This is a genomic window from Rubricella aquisinus, from assembly GCF_014199445.1.
GTDB lineage: Bacteria > Pseudomonadota > Alphaproteobacteria > Rhodobacterales > Rhodobacteraceae > Rubricella > Rubricella aquisinus.
Window position 1 is genome coordinate 239,774 of record NZ_JACIJS010000003.1, and the last position, 23,283, is coordinate 263,056.

28 protein-coding genes and 2 pseudogenes are annotated in these 23,283 nt (G+C 62.7%); 17 read left to right on the forward strand and 13 right to left on the reverse strand.

Annotated features, from left to right (window positions below; translation table 11 throughout):
• The first annotated feature begins 41 nt into the window (after window positions 1-41).
• The 7 genes and pseudogenes from FHS89_RS06100 to FHS89_RS06125 all read left to right on the forward strand — a co-directional run bounded on the left by FHS89_RS06100 (window position 42) and on the right by FHS89_RS06125 (window position 4,086).
• Window positions 42-317: a rod-binding protein gene (locus FHS89_RS06100; protein WP_184009585.1), complete on the forward strand. Its 276-nt coding sequence runs from the start codon at window positions 42-44 to the stop codon at window positions 315-317.
• On the forward strand, window positions 307-642 hold the full coding sequence (locus FHS89_RS06105; RefSeq protein ID WP_184009587.1) for a hypothetical protein: 336 nt from the start codon (window positions 307-309) through the stop codon (window positions 640-642). The genes FHS89_RS06100 and FHS89_RS06105 overlap by 11 nt, the downstream gene beginning before the upstream one ends.
• A 209-nt stretch (window positions 643-851) precedes the next feature.
• A pseudogene (locus tag FHS89_RS06110) lies at window positions 852-2,309 on the forward strand (flagellin); the annotation flags it as partial.
• Window positions 2,258-2,380 (forward strand): annotated as a pseudogene (locus FHS89_RS16470) (hypothetical protein); the annotation flags it as partial. The pseudogenes FHS89_RS06110 and FHS89_RS16470, both read left to right, overlap by 52 nt.
• 52 nt (window positions 2,381-2,432) lie before the next feature.
• A complete protein-coding gene (gene flaF, locus FHS89_RS06115; protein WP_184009591.1) occupies window positions 2,433-2,798 on the forward strand; it encodes a flagellar biosynthesis regulator FlaF in 366 nt (121 codons plus the stop codon).
• Window positions 2,798-3,235 carry a flagellar biosynthesis repressor FlbT gene (flbT, locus tag FHS89_RS06120; RefSeq protein WP_184009593.1) on the forward strand — a complete coding sequence of 146 codons (438 nt, stop codon included), beginning with the start codon at window positions 2,798-2,800 and terminating at the stop codon, window positions 3,233-3,235. Before flaF ends, flbT begins: the two co-directional genes overlap by 1 nt.
• Window positions 3,235-4,086: a DUF1217 domain-containing protein gene (locus tag FHS89_RS06125; RefSeq protein ID WP_184009595.1), complete on the forward strand. Its 852-nt coding sequence runs from the start codon at window positions 3,235-3,237 to the stop codon at window positions 4,084-4,086. Before flbT ends, FHS89_RS06125 begins: the two co-directional genes overlap by 1 nt.
• On the opposite strand, the gene fliI is transcribed toward FHS89_RS06125, so the two are convergent.
• Complete coding sequence (gene fliI / locus FHS89_RS06130; protein WP_184009597.1) at window positions 4,083-5,411, reverse strand: flagellum-specific ATP synthase FliI; 1,329 nt, start codon at window positions 5,409-5,411, stop codon at window positions 4,083-4,085. The genes FHS89_RS06125 and fliI overlap by 4 nt on opposite strands.
• An 82-nt stretch (window positions 5,412-5,493) precedes the next feature.
• On the opposite strand from fliI, the gene FHS89_RS06135 reads away from it, so the two are divergent.
• The 9 genes from FHS89_RS06135 to FHS89_RS06175 are packed head-to-tail and all read left to right on the forward strand — an operon-like array spanning window position 5,494 to window position 10,025.
• Window positions 5,494-5,892, forward strand: a complete 399-nt coding sequence (locus FHS89_RS06135) for a FlgB family protein (RefSeq protein WP_184009599.1) — start codon at window positions 5,494-5,496, stop codon at window positions 5,890-5,892.
• 12 nt (window positions 5,893-5,904) lie between these two features.
• On the forward strand, window positions 5,905-6,282 hold the full coding sequence (gene flgC, locus FHS89_RS06140) for a flagellar basal body rod protein FlgC (protein ID WP_184009601.1): 378 nt from the start codon (window positions 5,905-5,907) through the stop codon (window positions 6,280-6,282).
• A 14-nt stretch (window positions 6,283-6,296) separates the two neighbouring features.
• Window positions 6,297-6,569 carry a flagellar hook-basal body complex protein FliE gene (gene fliE / locus FHS89_RS06145; protein ID WP_184009604.1) on the forward strand — a complete coding sequence of 91 codons (273 nt, stop codon included), beginning with the start codon at window positions 6,297-6,299 and terminating at the stop codon, window positions 6,567-6,569.
• Window positions 6,569-6,835: a flagellar biosynthetic protein FliQ gene (locus FHS89_RS06150; RefSeq protein WP_184009606.1), complete on the forward strand. Its 267-nt coding sequence runs from the start codon at window positions 6,569-6,571 to the stop codon at window positions 6,833-6,835. Before fliE ends, FHS89_RS06150 begins: the two co-directional genes overlap by 1 nt.
• A gap of 9 nt (window positions 6,836-6,844) precedes the next feature.
• On the forward strand, window positions 6,845-7,567 hold the full coding sequence (flgF, locus tag FHS89_RS06155; RefSeq protein ID WP_184009608.1) for a flagellar basal-body rod protein FlgF: 723 nt from the start codon (window positions 6,845-6,847) through the stop codon (window positions 7,565-7,567).
• Window positions 7,568-7,585: 18 nt separating this feature from the next.
• The gene (gene flgG, locus FHS89_RS06160) at window positions 7,586-8,371 is read left to right on the forward strand and encodes a flagellar basal-body rod protein FlgG (RefSeq protein WP_184009610.1); all 786 of its coding nucleotides are present in this window, start codon (window positions 7,586-7,588) and stop codon (window positions 8,369-8,371) included.
• Window positions 8,368-8,784, forward strand: a complete 417-nt coding sequence (gene flgA, locus FHS89_RS06165; protein ID WP_221229286.1) for a flagellar basal body P-ring formation chaperone FlgA — start codon at window positions 8,368-8,370, stop codon at window positions 8,782-8,784. Before flgG ends, flgA begins: the two co-directional genes overlap by 4 nt.
• Window positions 8,781-9,518 carry a flagellar basal body L-ring protein FlgH gene (flgH, locus tag FHS89_RS06170; protein ID WP_184009612.1) on the forward strand — a complete coding sequence of 246 codons (738 nt, stop codon included), beginning with the start codon at window positions 8,781-8,783 and terminating at the stop codon, window positions 9,516-9,518. Before flgA ends, flgH begins: the two co-directional genes overlap by 4 nt.
• Window positions 9,519-9,533: 15 nt before the next feature.
• Window positions 9,534-10,025, forward strand: coding sequence for a flagellar basal body-associated FliL family protein (locus FHS89_RS06175; protein ID WP_184009614.1), 492 nt, complete (start codon window positions 9,534-9,536; stop codon window positions 10,023-10,025).
• Here the strand turns inward: FHS89_RS06175 and FHS89_RS06180 are convergent.
• From FHS89_RS06180 to FHS89_RS06230, 11 genes are all read right to left on the reverse strand, one after another.
• Entirely contained in the window at window positions 10,020-10,346 is a 327-nt protein-coding gene (locus FHS89_RS06180) for a hypothetical protein (RefSeq protein WP_184009616.1), read from the reverse strand. The genes FHS89_RS06175 and FHS89_RS06180 overlap by 6 nt on opposite strands.
• A 29-nt stretch (window positions 10,347-10,375) precedes the next feature.
• Entirely contained in the window at window positions 10,376-11,461 is a 1,086-nt protein-coding gene (locus FHS89_RS06185; RefSeq protein ID WP_184009618.1) for an EscU/YscU/HrcU family type III secretion system export apparatus switch protein, read from the reverse strand.
• The gene (locus FHS89_RS06190) at window positions 11,458-12,231 is read right to left on the reverse strand and encodes a flagellar biosynthetic protein FliR (RefSeq protein WP_184009620.1); all 774 of its coding nucleotides are present in this window, start codon (window positions 12,229-12,231) and stop codon (window positions 11,458-11,460) included. The genes FHS89_RS06185 and FHS89_RS06190 overlap by 4 nt, the downstream gene beginning before the upstream one ends.
• Complete coding sequence (flhA, locus tag FHS89_RS06195) at window positions 12,231-14,306, reverse strand: flagellar biosynthesis protein FlhA (RefSeq protein ID WP_184009622.1); 2,076 nt, start codon at window positions 14,304-14,306, stop codon at window positions 12,231-12,233. The genes FHS89_RS06190 and flhA overlap by 1 nt, the downstream gene beginning before the upstream one ends.
• Window positions 14,303-14,917 carry a lysozyme family protein gene (locus tag FHS89_RS06200; protein WP_184009623.1) on the reverse strand — a complete coding sequence of 205 codons (615 nt, stop codon included), beginning with the start codon at window positions 14,915-14,917 and terminating at the stop codon, window positions 14,303-14,305. The genes flhA and FHS89_RS06200 overlap by 4 nt, the downstream gene beginning before the upstream one ends.
• A 113-nt stretch (window positions 14,918-15,030) precedes the next feature.
• Window positions 15,031-15,963 carry a hydroxyacid dehydrogenase gene (locus FHS89_RS06205; RefSeq protein ID WP_184009625.1) on the reverse strand — a complete coding sequence of 311 codons (933 nt, stop codon included), beginning with the start codon at window positions 15,961-15,963 and terminating at the stop codon, window positions 15,031-15,033.
• Window position 15,964: 1 nt separating this feature from the next.
• Window positions 15,965-17,065 carry a Gfo/Idh/MocA family protein gene (locus FHS89_RS06210; RefSeq protein WP_184009627.1) on the reverse strand — a complete coding sequence of 367 codons (1,101 nt, stop codon included), beginning with the start codon at window positions 17,063-17,065 and terminating at the stop codon, window positions 15,965-15,967.
• A gap of 2 nt (window positions 17,066-17,067) precedes the next feature.
• Window positions 17,068-18,444 carry an L-fucose/L-arabinose isomerase family protein gene (locus FHS89_RS06215; RefSeq protein WP_184009629.1) on the reverse strand — a complete coding sequence of 459 codons (1,377 nt, stop codon included), beginning with the start codon at window positions 18,442-18,444 and terminating at the stop codon, window positions 17,068-17,070.
• Between the two features lie 3 nt (window positions 18,445-18,447).
• Window positions 18,448-19,494: a tagatose 1,6-diphosphate aldolase gene (locus tag FHS89_RS06220; RefSeq protein WP_184009631.1), complete on the reverse strand. Its 1,047-nt coding sequence runs from the start codon at window positions 19,492-19,494 to the stop codon at window positions 18,448-18,450.
• The gene (locus FHS89_RS06225) at window positions 19,494-20,372 is read right to left on the reverse strand and encodes a PfkB family carbohydrate kinase (protein WP_184009633.1); all 879 of its coding nucleotides are present in this window, start codon (window positions 20,370-20,372) and stop codon (window positions 19,494-19,496) included. Before FHS89_RS06225 ends, FHS89_RS06220 begins: the two co-directional genes overlap by 1 nt.
• Window positions 20,369-21,619, reverse strand: a complete 1,251-nt coding sequence (locus FHS89_RS06230; RefSeq protein WP_184009635.1) for a cytochrome-c peroxidase — start codon at window positions 21,617-21,619, stop codon at window positions 20,369-20,371. Before FHS89_RS06230 ends, FHS89_RS06225 begins: the two co-directional genes overlap by 4 nt.
• Before the next feature lie 69 nt (window positions 21,620-21,688).
• On the opposite strand from FHS89_RS06230, the gene FHS89_RS06235 reads away from it, so the two are divergent.
• Window positions 21,689-22,156 carry a tetratricopeptide repeat protein gene (locus tag FHS89_RS06235; protein WP_184009637.1) on the forward strand — a complete coding sequence of 156 codons (468 nt, stop codon included), beginning with the start codon at window positions 21,689-21,691 and terminating at the stop codon, window positions 22,154-22,156.
• Between the two features lie 46 nt (window positions 22,157-22,202).
• Here the strand turns inward: FHS89_RS06235 and FHS89_RS06240 are convergent, their stop codons facing one another.
• Window positions 22,203-23,237, reverse strand: a complete 1,035-nt coding sequence (locus FHS89_RS06240) for a TRAP transporter substrate-binding protein (RefSeq protein WP_425502779.1) — start codon at window positions 23,235-23,237, stop codon at window positions 22,203-22,205.
• Window positions 23,238-23,283 lie beyond the last annotated feature (46 nt).

Below are 23,283 nucleotides of genomic sequence, written 5' to 3' on the forward strand. Positions count from 1 at the left end.
TCGCTGATATTTCACCCCAAACCACTCAAAAGGAGACCCGCATGGACCAGTTGGCTCCAATCACGCCCAAAACGGGCCAAACCGCGCCTGACAGTTTGCGCAAAACAGCGGAGGCGCTAGAGGCGTCCTTCCTAGCGGTCATGTTGAAGGAGGCGGGTTTGGGTGCCCCTCGTGGCCTGACGGGTGGCGGGGCAGGGGAGGAGGTCTACGCCTCGTTACTTGCGACGGAGCAGGCGCGGGCCTTTGCCGCGCAGGGGGGGATCGGCTTGGCTGAGTCGATCGTTCGCGCGTTGGAGGCGCGGGAAAATGGGGCGTGATCCGCGATTGACGACCGTCCTGAACCTAATCGCCCGCGAACATGCGCTGCTTGATGCTGGGGCGTATGATGCGCTTTTCGATGTCGTGTCAGAGCGGGTCGCGTTGATTGAGCAACTCGCGGATGCGCCGCCGGGCAAAGATGACCTCTCGGCGCTTCAGGCGGCTGTTGCCGGGATCAGCGATCGTTTGGAGGCGGCGCGCGCGGGTGTTGCGCGAGCCCGTCGGCGTGTCGCTGCCCTCGATGGAGCGCAATTCTCGACCTATACGCGGGACAGTGTGGTTGAGCATCGGCAGTCGACGCCACGCACACACCGCATGGTTTAAGACTGTTAACCAAAACGATCTAATATTGTTCGGTATCCACGTTTGTTTACTTTCAATTAACGATTGATCGCCAAAACAAGCGTGTTGCACCAGAATCTGTGCAAGCGGGGCCTGTTCGGACCCCACCCGTCAGAAGGCGAGAAAAACCGGCAAAGCCGGTGCAAAACGCAATTGCGATCCAAAGTGATCGCGCAAGAGGGGTAATATCCATGTCAAGCATTCTGACGAACAACAGCGCAATGGTTGCGCTCAAGACTCTGACCAGCATCAACAGCAACCTGCAGACCGTGCAGAACCAGATTGCCACCGGTAAGGAGGTTGGTTCTTCCAAAGACAACTCTGCCATCTGGGCCATCAGCACCGTGATGCGCAGCGATGTGGAGGGCTTTAAGGGCATCTCTGATTCGCTGTCTCTCGCGGGCTCCACCGTCTCCGTCGGCCGTCAGGCCGCTGAAACCGTGACGGATCTCCTGACGGAGATTAAGGACAAGATCGTCGACGCGCAGGACGTGAGCGATGATGACCGGGCAAAAATTCAGACCGACATCACATCGCTGCGGGATCAGATCACCTCCGTGGTGAATACGGCGCAGTTCAACGGTCAGAACCTGCTGAAGGGGACGGAAGCGATCAATGTTCTGTCCTCTCTCGACCGGGCGCAGGACGGGACGGTGACCACGCAAAACATCACCGTGAACCGCAACAACCTTGAAACCAACGCCGACATCTTCGGAACCGGTACGGCAATCACCACGACCGCAAGCGCCGCAAACATTGGCAACACGGACGGGACGGCGACGATCTCGGTGACCGGATCGGATACCGGCAACGCGCTTGCAGTGGATATTAACGGGTTCACAGTGTCGGTGACGCCAGCGGGTACGGACAATGCGGTGACCGCAGAGGCGCTCGAAACAGCGATCAACGCGGCCATCACCAATGGCGATATTTCCAATGTCACCGTGGAACGGACGGGCGCCGATCTGACCCTGACCAACACCAATGACTTCGGGGATATGACGCTGACCGCAGACGCGGATGGCGCATCGACGGCAACTGTCTCCGCAACCACTGTTGCTGGCAAGGGTGAGACTGTCACCGCAGACAACACGCGGACCGTTGCCGAAGGCGATAGCTTCCGCGTGGCAGTGGGTGGCACGGACTATGAGTATGTTGCTGCTCAGGGTGAAACCATGGCAGATGTCTTTGCCGGGCTGAAGACCGAGATTGATGCAGCGGCAATTGATGGATTGACCACGTCGATCACCACCGACGGTGACAACATCGTTCTCAACCTCGTCAATGACGGTGCCGCAGGCGTGACCCTGACCGCCGCAGGGGCCGAAGGTGGTCAACGTGCGGGCGGGCTGTCTGCCTTGTCCACACTCGATGTGTCCACTGCTGAAGGGGCGACAGCTGCGCTGACCTCCATCGAATCGCTGATCCAGACCTCCATCACCGCGGCGTCTGAATTCGGCTCGTCCGAGCGGCGGATCGAGATTCAGGAAGGCTTCGTCAACCAGCTTTCGAATGCTCTGAAGTCGGGCATTGGTGCGCTGGTCGATGCCGATATGCAGGAAGCGTCCGCGCGATTGCAGGCGCTCCAGGTGCAGCAGCAGCTTGGCATTCAGGCGCTGTCGATCGCCAATCAGGCACCGCAGAGTGTCCTGTCTCTGTTCCGTTAAGGGATCTACGGACTGGCCCAATCAGGGGCCAGTCCACCTCCCGTTCATTCTGAAATGGAACAGACCATGCCGACCTGAAACGGTATGGAGGAAAGGATTTCCGTCATGTATGCCAACCCATATTCCGATCCAACACCGCACCAGAACCCCCGCGATGTGGAGTATTCCGCGTTCGCCCGGATCACTGCGGCTCTCAAGGCGTCAAAGGACGGGCCCTTTGCGGCCATCGCCGAGGCGCTGCACGCCAATCGCCGTCTTTGGGACATTATCGCCGGGGACGTCTCGCAACCTGAGAATGGATTGCCGAAACCCTTGCGCGCACAGCTTTTCTACCTTTCCGAATTCTCCCGCGTCCATGGCGCTAAGGTTCTGAAAGGGGAGGCCACCGTTGACGCCCTCATTGATGTGAACACCGCCGTGATGCGGGGCCTGCGGGCCGCGCAACCCGCCATGGATAGGGATGTTGCGTGATGCCTGGCCTTGTTCTCAAACTCGCCCCTGGTGAACGTGTGATGGTCAATGGTGTCGTCATGGAAAACGGAGATCGTCGAAGCCGCATTACCGTGATTACTCCGGATGCGCAGATTTTGCGGCTGAAGGACGCGCTCCATCCCCATGAGGTTAACACGCCTGTGAAGCGTGTTTGCTATATCGCCCAACTGTTGCTCGCCGGGGAGGCGGACCCCGCTCAAGCGAGGCAACAATTGCTCAAGGGGATTGAACAACTCAGTCAGGTGTTTCGGGATGCTGACAGCGTCCGTCTGCTCAGTGCCGCGACCGAACATGTCGTCAAGGACCGGACCTATCCGGCCCTCAAATCCCTGCGCCAACTCTTGCCCAGAGAGGCGCGTTTGTTTGAGCATTCCGGCATGGGGCATCCCGAACAGCAGGTCCGCGAGGCCGTCTGATGTCCTTCACGCCTGCCTTGCCCCTCTCTGGTTTGCCCGGTTTACGCTTTCTGGACCGGACCTATGAGACTCAATTCGCGGCATTCGAGGCGACTGGCGTTCAAGCCAGAGATGCCGCGTATTTTCGGGATCAGATCGGCTCCATCCAATCGGCAGACGAGTTGGTTGCGGACCGGCGGCTTTTGTCGGTCGCGCTGGGCGCGTTCGGTTTGGAAGACGAAATCAATAAAACGGCCCTTCTGCAAAAAGTGTTGGAGGAGGGAACACTTAGCCCAGAGAGCATCGCCAACAGGCTTGGCGATGCGCGGTTCGCCCAATTCTCTAAGGCTTTCGGTTTCGGTGATATTCTGGGACCCCAAAATCGAAACCCGGGCTTTGCAGAGGATCTGGCCAACCGATACCTAGAACGCGGATTTGAACGCGCTGTCGGCGAAGTGAACAATGACCTGCGCCTCGCCATGAATTTCCGGCGGGAGATTGCCGCCATCGCGACCAGCGATACGGTGGATAGAACCGGTTGGTTCTCGATTATGGGAACGCCGCCGCTGCGGGCCGTGGTTGAACAGGCATTTGGGTTGCCCACATCCTTTGGACAACTCGATATCGACCAACAGCGAGAGGTGCTTGAGGATCGGTCCGAGCAAATTTTGGGTCAGCGCTCCCCCGCCGCTCTGGCCGATGGGGAGGCTGTGGAGGCGATCATAACGCGCTTCATGGCGCTGTCCGATACGCAAGGCGCAGGTGGTATTGCGACCAGCGGCGCAGCCATGGCGCTACAGCTTTTGTCCCAGCCAAACGGATTGGCGGGACAGTCTTTGGGCAACATCCTTTTGTCCAATGCCCGCCTTTAGGAAGGGGCACTCCCCGCCGGGCTGCCAGACAGAAGGGAGGACAGTTTAGCAAACGCCGAATCGGCATCGCCTGGATTGGTTCCGCCGATAAACCCATCCAATTGCGCAAACAGGGCCAAGGCCCGGTCCGCCGCCACATCCGCGCCCGGCAGATGAAGCCCTGCATCCGCCATTGGCGCGATCCGCGCGTGATCTGCAAGGCTCTTGCGCAATTCGCGGATCAGCTCAAGCTCATGCTCCGTCGCGGCCTCCGGCAGGGCGCGGGACACGGATTTCAAGAGATCAATGGCCGGAAACCGCCCACGCTCCGCAATCTCGCGCGAGAGAACCACATGCCCGTCCAAAAGGCCGCGCGCCATATCGGCAATGGGATCCTCCATATCCGAGCCGGGTACCAGCACCGTAAACACCGCCGTGATGGCACCTGGACCGATGCCGGGCCCCGCCCGCTCCGTCACGGAAGCGAGCAGATGCGCGGTCGACGGAGGCCACCCGGCAAGGGCGGTCGGCTCCCCTGCGGACAGCGCTACATCGCGATGCCCTTCTGCAAATCGGGTGATTGAATCGGCCAACATCAACACATGCTTGCCCTCGTCGCGAAACCGTTCAGCGATCGCCATGGCAGCCCAGAGCGCGCGCCGTTTTTCAAGCGCGGATCGGTCGGATGTCGCCACCACACAGACCGTTTTTTCACACATCTCCGCAGGGAGGGAACGCAAGGTCGCGCGCAATTCGCGCCCCCGCTCCCCAATCAGGGCCAGCACCACGACATCAGCCTGCAGACCACTTCCCAGCTGTGCCAAAAGCTGCGTTTTGCCCACGCCAGATCCCGCGAATACACCAATTCGCTGCCCGCGAACAAGCGGCAGCGCGGTATCAAACACATTCAATCCGGTGCGCAGCCGCGATCCCAGCGACGCGCGCAGCAGCGGATTTGGGGCCGCTTGCAACAGGGGCGCTGCGATCCCGCCGCGCGGCAGCGGCTTTCCATCGAGAGGCGCGCCGAATGCATCGACCACCCGGCCGAGCCAAGATGCGTCCGGGAAGAGCGCATCGCGTTCTGCAAGCATGACCTCCTCCCCCAATTGCCGGTCAGCGGTGGAGCGATAGGGCATGATCAAAGCATAGCGCGGGGTCAGGGCGATCACTTCACCGCCCGGCGCCTCCGCCTGCCCGAATTGCACCGGCTGACCGATCCGCGCAAACGCGCCAAGGCCCGCGACACGCAGATTGTCGGTGCCAACCTCGATGATCCGTCCCACGCGCTTGCGCCATGAAATATGGGAGATGTCGCTCGCCAATCGGCCAAGCTGTGCGGCGGTCATTCGTTCCTCCTTCGTTCTAAACCTTTTATCAACCCTCACTTCTTAAGAAGGAGTTGAAACCAAACGAGGGAGAAGCCCCGTTATGCCATTTGAACTGGATATTTTCCGCAAAGCCGGGGCGCTGATGGCGCATGCACAGGCCCGTCAGGCGGTGGTTTCTGAAAACATCGCCCATGCCGATACACCGGGTTATCGTGCACGGGATATTCAAGCGTTCTCAGATGTTTATCAGGGTTCCAAAGCCGAATTGGATCGCGCGATGACGACCCGGGATGGCCACCGCATGCGGGAGGATCAGGCGGCCGCGCACCGGTTTGCCGAATATGTGGCCCCCGGTATCGAAAGCCCGGATGGCAACACAGTCACCCTTGAGGATCAGATGATTCGCGGCGTGGAGGCGCAGCGCGCCCATAGCCGCGCCGTCGCCGTTTACGACAAATCCATGGACATCCTGCGCACCGCGCTGGGCCGTGGGCGATAGGGAGGATGCACCATGAGTGAGTTGGGAAAATCCCTCGCCGCGTCCATGAGCGGGCTTGCCGCGCAATCCACCCGGCTGCGGCTGACGGCGGAGAACATCGCCAATGCCGACACGCCCGGTTACCGCGCCAAAACGGTCAGTTTCGAGCAGGGGCGCACGCAGGCCGTGGAACTGGGCCGCACCATCCTGAACCCGTCCACGCTAACGCGCATCCATGATCCAAGCCACCCGATGGCCGGGCCGGACGGCTATTACAACGGGTCCAATGTCAGCCTGATGGGAGAGATCGCGGACGCGCGTCAGGCGCAACGCAGCTACGAGGCGAACCTGCGCATGTTTGAGCAGGCCCGCCAGATGTCATCCTCGCTGATGGATATTTTGAGACGCTAAGGAGGGATCTAGAGATGGATATCACATCAAGCCTTGCCGCGCGGGCCTATGGCGCCACCACCGCGCAAAAGCCCGAAACACCCGGCGCGGTCGAACGGACCGCAAAGGATTTCTTCGCCACGGTGAAAGAGGGCGAGGAGACGGCGATGGCCTCCCTGTCCGGGGGGGCGGACAGTCAGGCCCTGGTCGAGGCGCTGGCGCAGACCGAACTTGCCGTCGAAACCGCCGTCACCGTGCGCGACCGGGTTGTCGAAGCCTATCAGGAAATTCTGAGGATGCCGGTCTGATGAGCGAAGGCGATGTCATTGACGTGCTGCGGGAGGGTCTTTGGATTTCGCTTCTGCTGTCGCTTCCGATCCTTGGGGTGACGCTGGTTGTGGGGCTGGTGATCGGCCTCATTCAGGCGCTGACTTCCGTGCAGGAAATGACGCTGACATTCGTGCCCAAGATGGCCGCCATCGTCGTTGTGTTCTGGGCCACCATGGGCAGCTCGGCGACGCTGATCGTGGGGTTTTTTCAGGATCAGATCGTGCCGCGGATCGCGGGCGGATAGGGGGCGAGGATGGATCTTCCGGGATATGTGGCCCTGTCGCGGGTCACCGGGCTTGACCGCGAACTCAGCGTCATTGCCAACAACATCGCGAATATGTCCACCGCCGGGTTCCGGCGGGAGGATCTGGTCTCGTCCGAGGCCGCGACGCATCTGCCGCAAGAGGGCACGACAATCGCAATGAGCACCCTGCGCGCGCGCTATACGGATGAGGCGCAAGGCAGTGTGGAGCGGACGGGCCGCGCGCTTGATCTTGCGATTGACGGGGCGGGGTATTTTCAGGTCGCGCTGGACGGGGAGCAATTTCTGACCCGCGCGGGCAATTTCAGCCGCACGCTGGATGGGGGCATGGTTTTGCCCAGCGGTGCGGCGCTGCTTGATGCGGGCGGCGCGCCGGTCCTGATCCCGCCCGATGCTGGAGAGATTGCGATTGCACCCGATGGCACCCTGTCCGCCGATGGCGCGCCGCTGGCCCAGATCGGGGTTTGGCAGGTTGCTGATGGTGCCGCGCTCACCCGCCGCGATGGCGTGATTTTTACCACGGATGTCGCACCCGAGCCCGCGCTCGGCACCCGGCTTTTGCAAGGGGCGCTCGAAGGATCGAACGTGTCCCCCGTCACCGAAATGGCCCGCATGATCGAAGTGCAGCGCGCCTATGAACAGGGCCAGTCCTTCCTGAGCAGTGAGGATGAGCGCATTCGCGCGGCGATCCGCGCGCTTGGTGAAGCCCGCTAGATTTGAGGAGAACCAGATATGAGAGCACTCAACATCGCCGCCACCGGTATGGACGCGCAACAATCCCGGGTCGAGGTGATCTCCAACAACCTCGCCAATATGAGCACCACGGCCTATCAGCCGCGCCGCGCGGAATTCACCGATCTGCACTATCAGCAGGCCGCGCGCCCCGGCACCATCACCTCCGCCGATGGAACGGAATTGCCGACAGGGGTGCAGCTTGGCCTTGGCGTCAGGCTCGCCTCCGTCACGATGGATCAGGAGCAGGGATCGCTTCAGCAAACCGGCGGGACATATGACCTCGCACTAGAAGGCAACGGATTTTTCGAGGTGACACTGCCCGATGGGCGCGCGGGATTTACCCGCGATGGTGCGCTTAAACGCTCGGGCGAAGGGCAGATCGTGACCTCCGACGGGCTGCCGCTGGCTCCTGATATCGTGATCCCAGCGGATGCCGCAGACGTGTCGATCAACGCGGATGGCGAGGTTTATGCCTATTTCCGCGATCAGGTGCAGCCGCAGCTTCTGGGGCAGATCACGCTGGCGACCTTCACCAATCCGCAAGGTTTGGAGGCGCTGGGCGGTAACCTTTATGTTGAAACGCCTGCCTCTGGTGGTCCAGTAATCGGTGCCCCCGGTCTTGAGGGGCGCGGGTCGATCCGGCAGGGCTATCTGGAAAGCAGCGCCGTTGATGCGGTGCGCGAGATGACCGACCTAATCGAGGCGCAGCGCGGCTATGAGTTGAATTCCAAGGTGATCACGGCGGCCGACCAGATGCTGTCAGCCACGGTGCAGATGCGATGATCCGTGCGCTGATCCTGTCCCTTCTGATCACTGGCCCACAGGCCGCGCTGGCGGATGTGCTGTTCGCAACGCGCACGATCCGCGCGGCGGAGGTGATTGATATCGGCGATGTGCAGCGCGGGCAGGGCGACGGCCCCGCGCTGCGGCTCGAGGATGTGATCGGGATGGAGGCGCAGGTCACCCTCTATGCCGGTCAGCCTGTGCACCCATCCGATGTGGCCGTTCCCGCCGTGATTGAGCGGAACGCGCCGGTCATCCTGCGCTTTCGGCAAGGGGCGCTGACCATCATGGCCGAGGGCCGCGCGCTCGCCCGCGCCCGACCGGGAGACATCATTTCGGTGATGAACCTGCAATCGCGCGCGACGGTGCGTGGCCGTGTGCATCCCGACGGAACTGTAGAGGTGGGATCATGAGACTTGTTGCGCTGCTTGGATGTCTTGCGCTGGCGGGCTGCGCCACATCCCCGATTGGGCAGCCTCCCCCAATGACCAGCATTGGTGGCTCTGTGGCCCCGGTTATTCCTCCCGTTGATCCGGTGCGCATGGCGCTGGCGCAGGCGCGGAACGTGGAGCTTGACCCCGATTATGCGCGCGGCTCCCTTTGGCGGTCCGGGCCGCAATCGCTGTTTGGCGACCGGCGGGCGCGCAGTTTGGGGGATATCATGACCGTCGTGATCGAGATTGACGAGCAGGCCGAATTCTCCAATTCCGCTGACCGTAGCCGCACGGCGGCGGAAGCTGTCGCGATGCCTGACCTTCTTGGCCTTGAGGCGTCCGCTGATCGGATTCTGCCCCCCGGTGTCGATCTGGCGAATGCGGTTGGCATCAATTCAAGCACCGAGACGGGCGGCAGCGGCACAACCCGCCGGAATGAGCGGTTGACCCTGCGCATTGCCGCCACCGTGACAGACGTGCTCCCCAATGGTCATTTGGTCGTGCAGGGCAATCAGGAAGTGCGGGTGAATTACGAACTCCGCGATCTGCAAATCGCGGGGATCGTCCGGCCCGAAGATATCTCCCGCCGCAATGAGATCACCTATGACAAGATTGCGGGCGCCCGCATCGCCTATGGCGGGCGGGGCCAGATCACCGATGTGCTTCAACCGCGCTATGGTCAGCAGCTTTTCGAGCGCGTTTTGCCCTTTTAACCCCCGGAGCCTGTCATGAAAAAACTCATTATTCCCGCCGCTTTGGCGTTGATCGGTCTGGGCGGCGGCGTGGGCGCGGGCATCATGCTCAAACCGGCACCCGAACCGGTGGAGCCCTGCGCTCCTGAGGACGCGGATTGCGCCCCGCCGGAGGAAGAAACCGCATCACAAGAGATAATGATCGACTTTGAATATGTCCGGCTGGACGGGCAATTCATCGTGCCGATCATGGAAGGGGACCGTGTGCGCGCGATGGTCGTCCTGTCCCTCACGATCGAGGCGGAAGCAGGGCTGGAGAATGATATCACCGCGATCCAGCCCAAAATTCGCGACGCGTTCCTGCAAGTGCTGTTCAACCACGCGCAATCAGGCGGGTTCAGCGGGCCGTTTACCACGGGTCAGCCGATGCGCGATCTGCGTGGTGCGCTGAGGGCGCGGGCGCAAGACCTCTTGGGACCAAAGGCAAAAGGCGTGCTGGTGACGGATATCGTCCGTCAGGATTTATAACCCACGCCGGATCGCCTTACGCTTGGCCTCAAGCAGTTGGGTGGCGTGCTGCCGTTTCAACATCTCTTCAATCATCAAACGACGCGCGAGCGCTGCGCGATGCGCCTGTCGCGCGGCCTCCAATGCGGTGGCCAATGCGCGGGTCTCGCGATCAAGCTGGCCTGCACGTCGTCGCGCGGCCGTCTCGTATTGCGCAAGGGCCGTCATCGGTACGGCGTCATCCGCCGATGGGGGCGTGCGCAGGCGCTGGCTTTCGGCCTGTCTCGTGCGGATCAACGACTGAAGCCGTGCGGCGTCCTGCGCTGCGCGCTCCTCGGCCATTCGCGCGGCATTAAGGACGGTATCGGGGATCATGAGCGCGCAGCGCGGCTCATCGCGCGCACTTGTTCGGCATACCGCAGGGCGGCGGCCACGGCGCGATATTGCTTTTCAGGGATCTCCATCCCGATTTTGACCGTGGCATGGATCGCCCGCGCGGTGGGCGGGTCGCTATGGATCGGGATGCCATGTTCGGCGGCAATTTCGCGGATCCGGGCGGCAATCTCATCCGTGCCCTTGGCCGACACGATGGGCGCGGAGCCGGGCGCGCGGCTCCAATGCAAAGCGACAGCATAATGCGTCGGGTTAACGATGATCACATCGGCCTTTGGCACATCCGCGAGCATCCGGTTGGTCGCGATTTCCTCGGCGCGGGCGCGGCGGGCGGATTTCTGGTAAGGGTCGCCCTCGGACTCCTTCATCTCATCGCGCAATTCCTGAAAGGACATGCGCAATTTATGCCGATGCTCGATCTGCTGCCAAATGAGGTCGATCAGCGCGATCAGCCCCGTGATCGCGACTGTTGCGAGGAGAAGCGTCATGAAAATGCTGCCCATCAGCAATGCCGCCGCGTTTGGCCCCGCCCGTGCAGCCCCGACGATCTCATCCAATCGCGCGATCAGGATCACCGTCAGCGCAATCGCCAATGCCACGAGTTTCACCACCGATTTGAGAAATTCGACCAGCCCTGCCCGCCCGAATTTCTGCTTTGCAGTCGCGATCAGGCTGATCCGGCTCAACTTTGGTATCAGCTTTTCACCCGCCGGGGCAAAGGCGCGCTGTGCGACCAGTGACAGGATCACGGCGAGCAGCGGGACGAGGAACAGAGGCGACAGGGCCGCGGCCACATCATTCGCCCATGCCATGAATTGCCCGCGCGGGCTGCTTGATATCAAGAGCTGATCGACAGAGCGGAAGGGCGCGGCCAGCGCATCGCCCGTGCGCATGATGATCCCTGGCCCGTCCGCGAGAATGGCAACCAAAAGCCCGACATATCCCGCCGCCGCCGCCGCATCGAGGGAGCGGGGCACATCGCCCTCCCGCCGTGCGCGGTCCAGCCGCTGAGGCGTGGGGTCATGCGACTTTTCCTGCCCGTCCTGGCCACCCGCGTCGCTCATGTCGGGGCCATGAAGGGATTGCTGATCGTCTCAAGCACAAGACCCGCCCAGAATGACGCGATCAGCGGGCTTGCCAAAAGCAACATGATGAGTGTCCCCGCTGTGATCGCGGGGGCACCGATAAAGGCGACCATGAGTTGCGGCATCGCGCGGTTGATCGCACCAAGCGCGAGGTTATAGGCAAACGCCCCCAGCACGAAGGGTGCCGCGAGCGTGAAGGCAAGTGCTATGGCCCGCCGGCCATGGGCTATCGCCCAGTCGGCAATCTCCGCCCCGCTCGGCACCGCGCCCACGGGCAGGGCGTCATAGCTCAGCGCCATCGCCTCGGCGAAATAGACATGCAGGCCCAGTGTGAGCGCCAAAGTGATCCCGGCCAGCACCAAGACGTTGCCAAGGGCGGGCATCGGATCGGGTGTCGGTCCGGCCCCGACCAATTGGGCAAGCGACGTGCTCTGCGCCGCGACGGAGCCTGCAAATTGCAGCGCCATCACCAACAGCCGCAGCGAAAGACCAAACACCGCGCCGATTGCAAATTCACCGAGCATCGCACCCAGAAATCCGATCTGGGTCGGTGGCACGGTGATCCGATCCGCGACAAGCGGCCAGATGATGGCGGTGAAGGCAAGCGCTGCGGCAAGGCGCACCCGCGCGGGGATGGTTTGCTCCCCAAATCCGGGCATCAGTGCTACCGCCGCACCCACCCGGACAAACACCAGAACCACCGCCAATGCCGCCGGTTCCAGCGCAGGAATGGCCAGCGTCAGGTCCATCAGGCCGTGCCCAGAAGTGCTGGTTTCGCGTGGCTGCCCACTTCCTCAAAGGACAGGACGGGGTTGCGCACCCCCTTGGCCGACAAGACGGCAGAGATAAACCGCCGCCGATGCGCGCTGGTGAGGATACCGGGATTGCGCCCCCGCGCACTGGCCTGCCCGATCTGCTCGCTCACCGATTTGGCGAAGCGGTTGAATTCGGCTGGGGGCAAGGCGACATCGGGCGCGCCGGTATCGGATGGCGCCTCATGGGTGGCGAAAATGGTCTCCCAATCCGGGCTGATCTGGATCAGGGGGATCGCGCCATCCGGCTCTTTCAGGTCTGAGATAAGTTGGAAGCCAAGCCGCTGGCGGACATGCTCGGCCATGCGCTCGATACTGGCACCGCTGGCCGCGGCCTCCGCCGTGGCTTCAAGGATCAGGGGGAGGTTGCGGATCGACACGCGCTCTTCCAGCAAAAGGCGCAGCACCGATTGCAGGCGATCCACCGGCAGCTTGTCGGGGATGAACTCATCGAGAAGGCGCTGATTGGCCCGCGCGCGGGCCGGGTCCGTGGGCAGGACGAACTCGTCCAGCAGGCGGCGCATCGCGCGGCGGGTCAAGAGGCGACCCAGATTGTCCTTGATCACCTCCAGCATATGGGTTGCGACCACCTCCGCCGGGCTGACGACCGGCACGCCAAGGAGGGCCGCATCCTCCTGCGCGGTATCGTCGATCCAGCGGGCCGGGGCGCCATAAACCGGCTCAGCCACGTCGATCCCGTCGGGCAGGCCCACCGGCTCTGCAGGGAGAAGGACCATCGCGCGCCCGGGATGGACCTGATCGCGCGCAGCCTCCACTCCATGCAGGCGAATGATGTAGGTCTTGTCGGGCAGTGTCGCGTCGTCGGTCAGCCGGATTTCGGGCAGCACCAGTCCGTATTTCTGCGCCACATGGCGGCGCATATTGGCGATCCGGCGATCAAGGCCAAAGGTTGCATCCATCACCACGGGCACCAGATCGGGGGAGAATTCCACATGAATGTCATCAAGATCGAGGATATCGCCGATGGCATTGGCGCTGGGCGCGTCATCGGCCTCATCCTCCGTCACTGGGTCGGGGGTGAGCACCACGCGTTGTGACAGATAGGCCGCAATGCCCAGCACCACCGCCCCGGCGAGGAACGGGCCAAGCGGCAACCCCGGCACCAGCCCGAACAGCGCCAGCAACACCGCAACAGTGCCAAGTGCGACGGGATAGCCGCCCAACTGCCGCAGAAGCGCCTGATCCGCCGCGCCTTTCTCCCGCCCTTTGGACAGCAAAAGGGCCGTCGCGATGGAGATGATGACCGCAGGGATCTGCGTCACCAACCCATCGCCGACCGTCAGAATGGCATAGGTTTCAAAGGCTTGCCCCGCAGGCAGGTCATGCACGAACAATCCCATCGCAACCCCCATCAGAAGGTTGAGAAAGGTGATCAAAAGGCCCGCGACAGCATCGCCTTTCACGAATTTCGACGCTCCATCAAGGGAGCCGAAAAAGGTGGTTTCCTCCTGTTCGGTGTCGCGCCGGGCGCGGGCCTCCGCATGGGTGATGGCGCCTGCCGCGACGTCGCTGTCAATGGCGAGCTGCTTGCCCGGCATCGCATCAAGGGCAAACCGTGCGCCGACCTCTGCCATGCGGCCCGCGCCTTTTGTGATCACGATGAAATTGACGATCATCAACACGCCAAACACCACCAGCCCAAGGAAAACCGAGCCGCCCATCACGAACATCGCAAAGCCTTCGATCACGCCCCCGGCGGCGGCGGTGCCGGTATGCCCCTCCCCGATGATCAGTTTCGTGGAGGACACGTTGAGCGACAGGCGCAACATCAGGCTCGCCAGCAGGATCGTAGGAAAGGAGGAGAAATCGAGCGGCCGCTCGATAAACAGGGTCGTCGTGAAAATTAGGATCGCAATCGCGAAAGAGGCCGCAAGCCCGAGGTCCAGCACCCATGACGGCATGGGCAGAACCATCATCACGATCACCGCGATCAGGGCAACGGCAAGCAGGATGGTGGGCTGGTATAGGTCGCGGATGGTAAAGCTGTTCATCGCGCGACCTCCACAATCGCGCCGCGCCCGCGCGACAGGATCGGGGATGCGACGGTGAAAAGCGCGCCATTTGTGACCGCACCCGCCGAGCGAAAGGCCGGCGCGGGGGCAGGGCTATGGGGGGCCACGGGTGGCAGATTTGCGAGGATCCGTTCAAACCGCGCGGCGTAGCGATCGCGGAATTTCGGGGTGCGCGAATGGTATCGCCCCGCGGCTTCCACCCAGTCGCCGCGATAATGGCTCAGGAGGTATCGCGCGGCGTAATCGGCATTGGCCACCGGGTCGACCATATGGGCAAAGGAGCGGAACGCCTGCCCATGCCAGCGGTGATTGATCTGAAAGCAGCCCAGATCGAAGCTGTCTTGGCCCGCAGCCTGTGCCGCGCGGGCCGCGCGCAACGCCTCCTCACGGCTGTCGAACCACGCGCCATGCCCCTCCACATTGATGGTCCAGGGCCAGGGCGCGAAGCGGCCATCGGCACTGCGCCCGGTTTCCATCAGGGTCAGGGCCTGCATGATCTGCGGTGGAATGCCATGGCGGGCCGCCGCCTCCGCCCCGGCGCGCAAACACAACTCTGCCCCGGCCCACAGGGATGAGGGCCAAAACAACATGCACAGAAAAACTCTCACCCAATGCCCCACGCGGATTCTCCTGCCAAGGGTTTCTTCTTGGCAGGAGTAAGGGGCAAAAGTTTCGAAACGGTTTCCGAAACCTTAGCAGGGCATTAACCGGCGAGGTGCCGCGTCACCGTCTCCGCAATCAGGCTGGAGACGCGCACATTCGATTCCTCCGTCACCCCCGCGATATGCGGCGTCAGGAGGATATTGGTCAGGCCCGCGAAAACCGCGCCGTGATCGGCATCCAGAGGCTCGGTCGCAAACACATCCAACGCCGCGCCCCCGAGTGCGCCATTTCGCAGTGCATCCGCCAGCGCCGCCTCATCAACGATCCCGCCGCGCGCGGCATTCACCAAAATCGCGTCGGATTTCATCCGGGCCAGCGCGTCCGCGTCGATCATGTTGCGCGTGTCATCCGTGAGCGGCACATGCAGGCTGATCACGTCTGCTTGGCTCAAAATCGTATCAAGATCAGCGGCTTGCGCGCCCGTGCTGGCCCATATATCAGCATCATCCGCGATGAACGGATCATACGCGATGACCTTTGCCCCAAGAGCCTGGAACCGGGCGGCTGTCTCTCGCGCGATGGCGCCAAATCCGATCAGGCCCAGCGTGGTGCCGCCAATCTCCCGCCCGATCAGCGCCTGACGCGGCCACGCACCCTCGGCAACGGAAGCGGTGGAAAGATATGCGCCACGCAGCAGCATCATCGCGGTGGTGACGACATATTCTGCGACCGACGCGTCATTTGCCCCGGTGGCGGGGAACACGGCGACGCCGCGCGACTTGCAATCCTCCACGTCGATATTGTCGAGCCCCACGCCAAGCCGCCCGACGCATTCGAGCGTCGCGCCCGCGTCGAGCACTGCCGCGCGCACCTGCGTGCGGTTGCGCACGATCAGCGCGCGTGCCTCCCCGATCAGGCCGGGAATGGCCGCCTGATCATCGGCAAGTGCAGGGTCGTAATGGACGGAGAACCGCGCGCGCAGCGTATCGACCGCCGCCTCGTCCATGAATTCGGTGATGACGATATCGGCCATATCAGGCGGCTCCCTTCATGTGGAAATTCGGCAGGGTGATGGCCTGCCCGGTGCGAACGGACTCCTCCGCCGCGGCGCCGACCGCAACAGCGATCAACCCATCTCGCACCGTCACCTCGGGCTGGGCATTGCCAAGCACGACCTGCTGGAACCGCTGGTGTTGGTAGAAGGTGGAGCCGTGGTGATCGCCTGCGTGCAGGATGCGGCCATCCACCTCGATATCCTCCCAAACCGGGCGTTTGGTCGCGCGGTCAGAGATGACGATGCGGCTTTTGCGCTCCTGCCCATTGGGGGAGAACCGGGCCGGGCCGGGCACTTTCGCATCAATCCGCGCCTTTGGTCCGGTGACGGAGATGACCTCCTGCCATTCCGACCCTTCGGCGAACATGCACAGGTCCAGCATGGCGCGCTGCCCACCGTCGAAATCCACCACGACATAGGCGTTGTCGAGGATATCCGGGCGGCGGCCATCATAGCTTTCATCCGCGTGGTTGATATCCGCCGCGCCCGACGCATAGACGCGCACCGGCTCGGCCTGCAAAACCAGCCGCATGAGGTCGAAGAAATGGCAGCATTTCTCCACCAATGTGCCGCCTGTCTGCGCGTTAAACCGGTTCCAATCGCCCACCTTGTGGAGGAAGGGGAAGCGGTGTTCGCGGATCGCCATCATCTTGATTTCGCCCGCCGTGCCTTTGCGCACTTCCTCGATCAGGCGCTGGACAGGCGGCATGTAGCGATATTCCATAGCGATCCACATCGGCGCGGCGCGCCCCGCGCAGAGCGCCTCAATCTCCTGACATTCTGCGACGGTGATGCCCATCGGCTTTTCGCACAGGACCGGAAGGTCGGATTTCAGCACGTCGCGCAGGATCGGCAGGTGCAGGTGGTTCGGGGCCGCGATCACGAGCGCATCGCAGAGGCCGCTGTCGATCAGCTCCTGATGATGGACAAACCGCTGCCCGCCCGACAATCCTTCGGACGCGGCACTCATATTCGGGTCCGGGTCGCTGAAGGCCGTGACGCGCGCGTCCTCCAAAAGGGCGATGTTGCGGATATGCTCCTGCCCCATCATGCCCGCGCCGATAATGCCGTATCGTACCATTCTCAAATCTCCAGAACGGGAATATTGAGCGCGCCGGCCATGGCGCGCAGGGTGTCGCGGTGATCGCCATAGGCAAGGGCCATGTGATGCTCCAGCCCGCTGTCGATGACATCTTGCAAAGTGCGGCCCGCATCCCGGTCGAACCGCACCACGCCGGACGTGCCGGTAAAGGCCATGTCCCGCTTGAGCATCTCCCCGCCGGAGATCACGAGCCGCACCTGACCATGGGCCTGACTGAGGCGCAGGAAGGTCACGCGCCCCGGCTTGAGCGGAAACTCATAGAGCAGCGGCATCTTGCGGTTGGTGTGGATCGTCGCTTCTGCCGGGATATCCGGGTCGCGCATGGAGATCGGGGCCTGCCCGCAATGCCAAACGACGCCCGTGTCGTCGCCCAAATCCATATCCACCAGATCGACGAGGAACACCGGGGCTTCGGCTGCGTTTTGCAACATCATCTGACTGACCGCGCCATAGACATCCGCCTCACAGGCGCAAGGCACGCGCGCCTCCCCCAGCATGGCGACAGGGCCGCAGACCGCCCCGCCATATTCGGTGAATGTCTCGGGCCAGCAGCGGATCGCGAACGCGTCATAGCCGCCATCTGCCCGGATCGTGTCGAGCGCCACTTTGAGGCGTAGGGACTTGTCCAATTCGTCCTGATTGACGTCCTCAATCCCGTCGAGCGTTGCCGCCTGATCGCGGACCCGCGCCACTGCCGTGCCATCCGCCGCGCGCGCCGTATCGAACAATTGCTCCAGCGACAGCGCATCAACGGTGATCCCGGTCAGGGATTTCAGGTCCGGCCCGTCATAGGCGCAGGTGTCGAACCCGATCGGATGCTCCCCGATCCGGCCAATCCGGCGCCCGTCGAGCCGCGCAATGGCGGCATCCGCCGCCGCGCTGCGGGCTTCGGTCTTGACCGGGTCCAGCCGCCCGGCCATCCGCCCACCATCCAGCAGCGCGGCAAGCTCCGCGCTGTCGGGGGGACCATAGAGCCAGCCAAAGCTGCGATGATTGAGGCCAAGCGCATGGCTTGCCAAATTCAGCCCGCAAAACGCGTTGAGCCGCAAGCGCCCACCGAGGCGGGGTTCCGGCACCGCCCATATCGCAAGCGGCGTGTCGGGAAAGGCGTTCGCCGCCTCCACCGCCATCGACGCATCGGTGAAGGTGACTTGCAAAAACAACACCCGATCAGGGCTCGCGGCCTTTAGCGTGCCTATGGCCGTGAGGGTTGCATCCGCGTCGAAGAGCAGCCCGCGCGGGCCGATGATCTCATGCCCGCTTGCATCGAGATTGGCGAGCATACCTGCCAGCATCTCCTCCGCGAAAGGCACATCGAATGTGGGGCGCCCGAGGGGCAGAATCCCGATCTTGGCCATGGGTCAGATCCCTGCATAGCGTTGGCGGAAACTGTCATCGCGCGGGCTGAAACGCGCGCCGGCCCCATCGCGGCCATAGACGGGATGGGTGTTCCACGGCGTGGCCTTGGCATCGGTGAGCGCGTTGAGGTCTTTCATATAGTCCACCGCGTCGCCCTCTAGCCCCGCTCGGATCGCGTCCCAATCGGGGTAGTGGCCAAAGGCATCGAGCCAGATCGCCCGCCCTGCCAGATAGCCGGATGCGCCCGCGGCATAGGCATGTTCCATGATCTTGCGGAATTGCGGCTTGCCCGCACCAGCCGACAGCATCACCCATGGACGCCCGGCAAGCCGGCCCATCTCATCGAACAGGGCCTGCACCTCCGCTGCGCCGTCACCATCTGTTCCAGGCACGTCATTGGCGTTGACCGGGCTTTCGAGCTTGAACACATCGACGCCGTAGTCGGGCTTTGCGAATTCCTCCACCGATTTCAGCACGTCATCGGCGCGCTTTCCGGTCATCTCGACATAGTCTTTTGTCTGGTGGGCGTCAGCGGCCAGCGGATAGACCAACAGTTCAAACAGGAAGGGGATGTCGTATTTGGCGCAGGCCTCCCCGATCCGCTTGGTGAAATCCTGCTGCGCGCGGTTCACCTCGGGTGAGGCGTCGGGGCGATACCATGCCAGCACCTTGACCGCGTCACCGCCCACCCGGCGGATCTTGCCCACCGACCATTGATCAATCTCAGAAGAAAGCCGCCCGCCCGGCGTTTCCTTGAAGATCGAATCCTCCAGCGTCACGATCAGACCCTTCTGCGGCTTGAGCACGTCCATCCCCATCGGCAGCGCGAAATGCGGATCAAGCAGGAGTGCCGTGCTTTGGTCCTGCAACGTGTCGATGAGCATCGTCTTGAACTTCGCCACCGGCTCCCACGGTGCGTCCTTCACCCCGTGATGCGCGGCAATCGGCCCCTTGATCGGGGGGCGCTGATCCACCGCGGTCATCTTGAAACGTCCATGCGCGTCGGCCATGCGGCGCATGCCCCACAGTTTTCCAGGGGTCAGGTGCATCAGGTATTCTCCTTGAGGAAGGCAATGACGGTGGCGCGATCCGGGGTTCCGGCGCGCCCGCCCAGTTTCGTACATTTCAGTGCTGCGGTGGCGGAGGCGAACAGGATCGCGTCCTCCACATTCATCTCTTCGGCCAGCGCGAGGGTGAATGCGCCATGCCACACATCCCCCGCGCCCAGCGTATCGACCACCTCAACCGTGAAGGAAGGGATATGCCGGACGACGCCGTGATCGAGGAAATAGACGCCATCCGCACCATCCGTCACCGCGACCCATCCGGGCAGGCGGCGGTCGGCTTCTTTCAGGGCGGCGATCTTGTCCGTCTCACCCGTAAAATCACAGATGCCTTGGACGGAGAAGGCGACATGGCTGGCGGCTTCGGCCAGATCCTGCGAGATCGGCGCTTCCCCATCAAGCACGCCAGGAATACCAAGCGCACGGGCGAGCGTAAGCGCATGAAGCGCGCCCGCGTGCCAGCGCGTATCCGCCAGCACCGCGCGCGGGGTCGGGTGGGTCCAATCCAGAGGCTCGCCCAATCCTTCGCCGCGCAGATTGACGATCTGCCGCTCTCCCGCTGCATCAATATTGATCGCGGAATAGGACGAGCGGCCACCCGGCACGAGCGCCACGTTATCGGTGTTCACCCCATCCGCGCGCAATCCGCCCACGATCAGCCCACCGATCTGATCCGCACCCACACGCGCCGCGAGATGCGCTGTCCCCCCTAGCCGGGCAACCGCAACAGCAGCGTTAGCGGCGCATCCTCCGCCGATGATTTGCCCCTGTTTCGCACGGTATTTCTCTGCCCGGGTGGGCAAGTCGTCTAGGTCAAAGATGAAATCGAGCACCGCTTGCCCGGCCAAGAGGATATCGGTCATTCCACGGGCCTCCCCGACGGCACGCGCTCTGGCTTGCCCAAGCGGCCATTGACGCTGTCGCCACCCGTGAGTGCGTTGAGAAACGCGATGAGGTCGGACACATCGCCATCGCTCATCTGGCGCGGGGTGATGTCGAGCCTGCTGCGCAGGCGCGCGCGCTCCCGGCTGTCCTCAAGGGCCACGAAATCAATCGCGGCAACCTTTGGTGCGTTGGGCAGTTTGACCATTTCGGGCGTCCACGCATCAAATGAGCCATGCGGATCAAGATGATGCCGCACCACCGCCTCCAGCGTGGGAAACGCGCCGTTATGGCCCCATGGTCCGGTCAGCGCCACGTTGCGCAGCGCGGGCGTGCGGAAGCGGTAGGCATCCTCCAGCCGGTTGCTTTCTCCCATCCGGCCCACATCGCGGGCATAGGGATCAAAGCCGCGCGTACGCCCGGGGCCGAAATGCGGCACGGCCAGCGCGTGGAACCGCTCATCCGTCAAAAGGGGGCCGTTGTGACACTCCGCGCAGCCCGCCTCACCAAAAAACAGAACGCGCCCGCGCTCCGCCGCGTCGGGCAAGGGCGTGCCCGCAAGATAGGCGTCATAGGCGCTGTCATAGCTGTGCCATTCGGAGGACATGAACGCGCCAAGGGCATTGGCGATATGCACGATGGTCACGTCCTCTGACGTGGTCACATCGTCAAATGCCTCCACAAACATCTGTCCGTATTCCGGGATGGTGCGCACCCGTTTCGCAATGATCGGCCAGACGTAATCGACCCGGTCGTTCGACGCGCCGGCGACCTCGTTTTCACGCGGTTGACCGGCCATTTCGGTTTGGCTTGTCATCGGAAAGAGCGCTTGGGCGGATAACAGGCCGTCAAGGCCGCGGGGCAGCCATTCTTCCGCCGGGGTGTTGAACCCGTTGCCAAACAGGTCCGACACGGACACGCGGCCATCATGGAACATCGTGCTGACGGATGTATGGCCAAGGTTGAACAGGGCAGGGGCGTTGCGTGGCACCCGCTTGACGATCTCGCTCTCTCCGGTGCCGGCGGTGCGTTTTGGGCCGATGCCGACGCCGCCCTCTCCGATCCCGAGGGCAAGTCCATCCGTGCCCGCGTGATCGTGGTTGTGACAGGTGCCGCAGGCGATGTTCTGATTGCCGCTCAGGATCGGATCATAGAATAAAAGCTGCCCGATGGCGGCCTTGTCGGGATCGAAGGGATGAAAATCCGCCTCCAAGATCGGCTCGGCCATAGCCGGGGTGCAGGCAAGGCTTGCAGCCGCCAGAACAGCGCGCCACTTTGGGTGCAAGGAGGACGTCACATGAAATACCTGGCCCTTGCGCTGATGCTTTTTGCCACCCCCGCACTGGCGGAGATCGAGGAGGCGCGCGACCTTATGGAAGCGGGAAAATTCGTTGAAGCGCGGGAGGCGCTTTTGCCCGCCGCGCGCTCCGGCAACGCTGATGCGGAGGAGCTGATAGGGATCATGTACGCCATGGGACTTGGCGTGCCGCAGGATGATGTGCGGGCGTTCGAATGGTATTTGCGTTCCGCGATGAAAGGGCATCCGGGCGCGCAGTCGGGTATTGGCTGGTACTATGAGATCGGGCGTGGCGTCGCACAGGATTTGACCCGCGCCTATATGTGGTACGGGCTGAGTATGATCGGCGGTGACCCGGATGCTGCGATCAGCATCGAGGAGGTCACGCGGAAAATGACGGCGGAAGAAATCGCGCATGCTCAACAACTGATTGATGATTATCGTCCTTGGCTCTACCCGTTTCGGTAGGGCCGGAGTGGGTTGGGCACGCGCACCGCGCCCAACCCGGTGATGTTTAGTTCAGATCCGACGCCATTGCCGCGTCGATATCCGCCTCGGCTTCGGCCACGGCGGTGCGCAGGGCGGCGAGGATCGTGTCACCACCATCGACATTCGCCGCGAACCAGTCATAGACCGGGGAGGCTGCTTCGGAGAACGCGGCCTTCTGCTCTGGCGTCGGGACATAGAGGTCACCGCCACCTTCGACAAAGGCTTCATAGGCCGGGATCGACTTGCGCTTCGGGGAAGCGAAGGTCGCCTGCTGAAGGGCATAGAACCCATCGACCACGACGCGGCGCATATCCTCGGGCATCGCCATGAACGTGTCGTTCGACATCCACCACAACGCGCCCATATAGGCGTGACCATCAAGGGTCATGTACTGAAGGCCCGCATCGGGGAATTTCATGCCCATGATGTCGGTGATGCCGTTCTTGGAGCCATCAACAACGCCGGTCTGGATCGAGGTGAACAGCTCAGGCCACGGGATCGGGGTCGGGGAGCCGCCAAGGGCGCGCACCAGTTCTTGCGGCAAGTCAGCCACGACGGTCCGGATCTTGAGACCGTTCATGTCGGACGGCTCCGCGATGCGGCGCTGGGTGTTGGCAAAGTTCCGCCAGCCGCCCGTGTTGCCGATGGTCATCAGGCGGATTTTGTCGCCGGAATCCTCAAGCGCCATGTCCCGCATGGTGCGCACGAAATCGCCCTGCATCACATGCTCTGCCACGCGGTCATCACGCATCAGATACGGCAGATCGAGCACCTGCACATAGGGGAAGATGCCGGACGCACCGCCGGAGGTGGAGATATAGACGTCAATCGTGCCGTCCGCGACGCCCTGAAGGCACTCTGCCCCGGTGGAGCAAAGCTGCGTGCCGATGAACAATTCGACGGCGATGGCGCCGTTCGATGCGCTCTCCACGAAGTTCTTGAACACGACAAGACCGTCGTAATCCTCGTCATTCTCGTTGGAGTTCGCGGTTGCGCGGATGGTGTAATCCTGTGCCGACGCTGCGGTCATCGCCGCGCCAGACATCATCGCTGCCATCATCAGCGATTTGATCCCAGTCGAAAACTTCATGTTTTTCCTCCAGTTG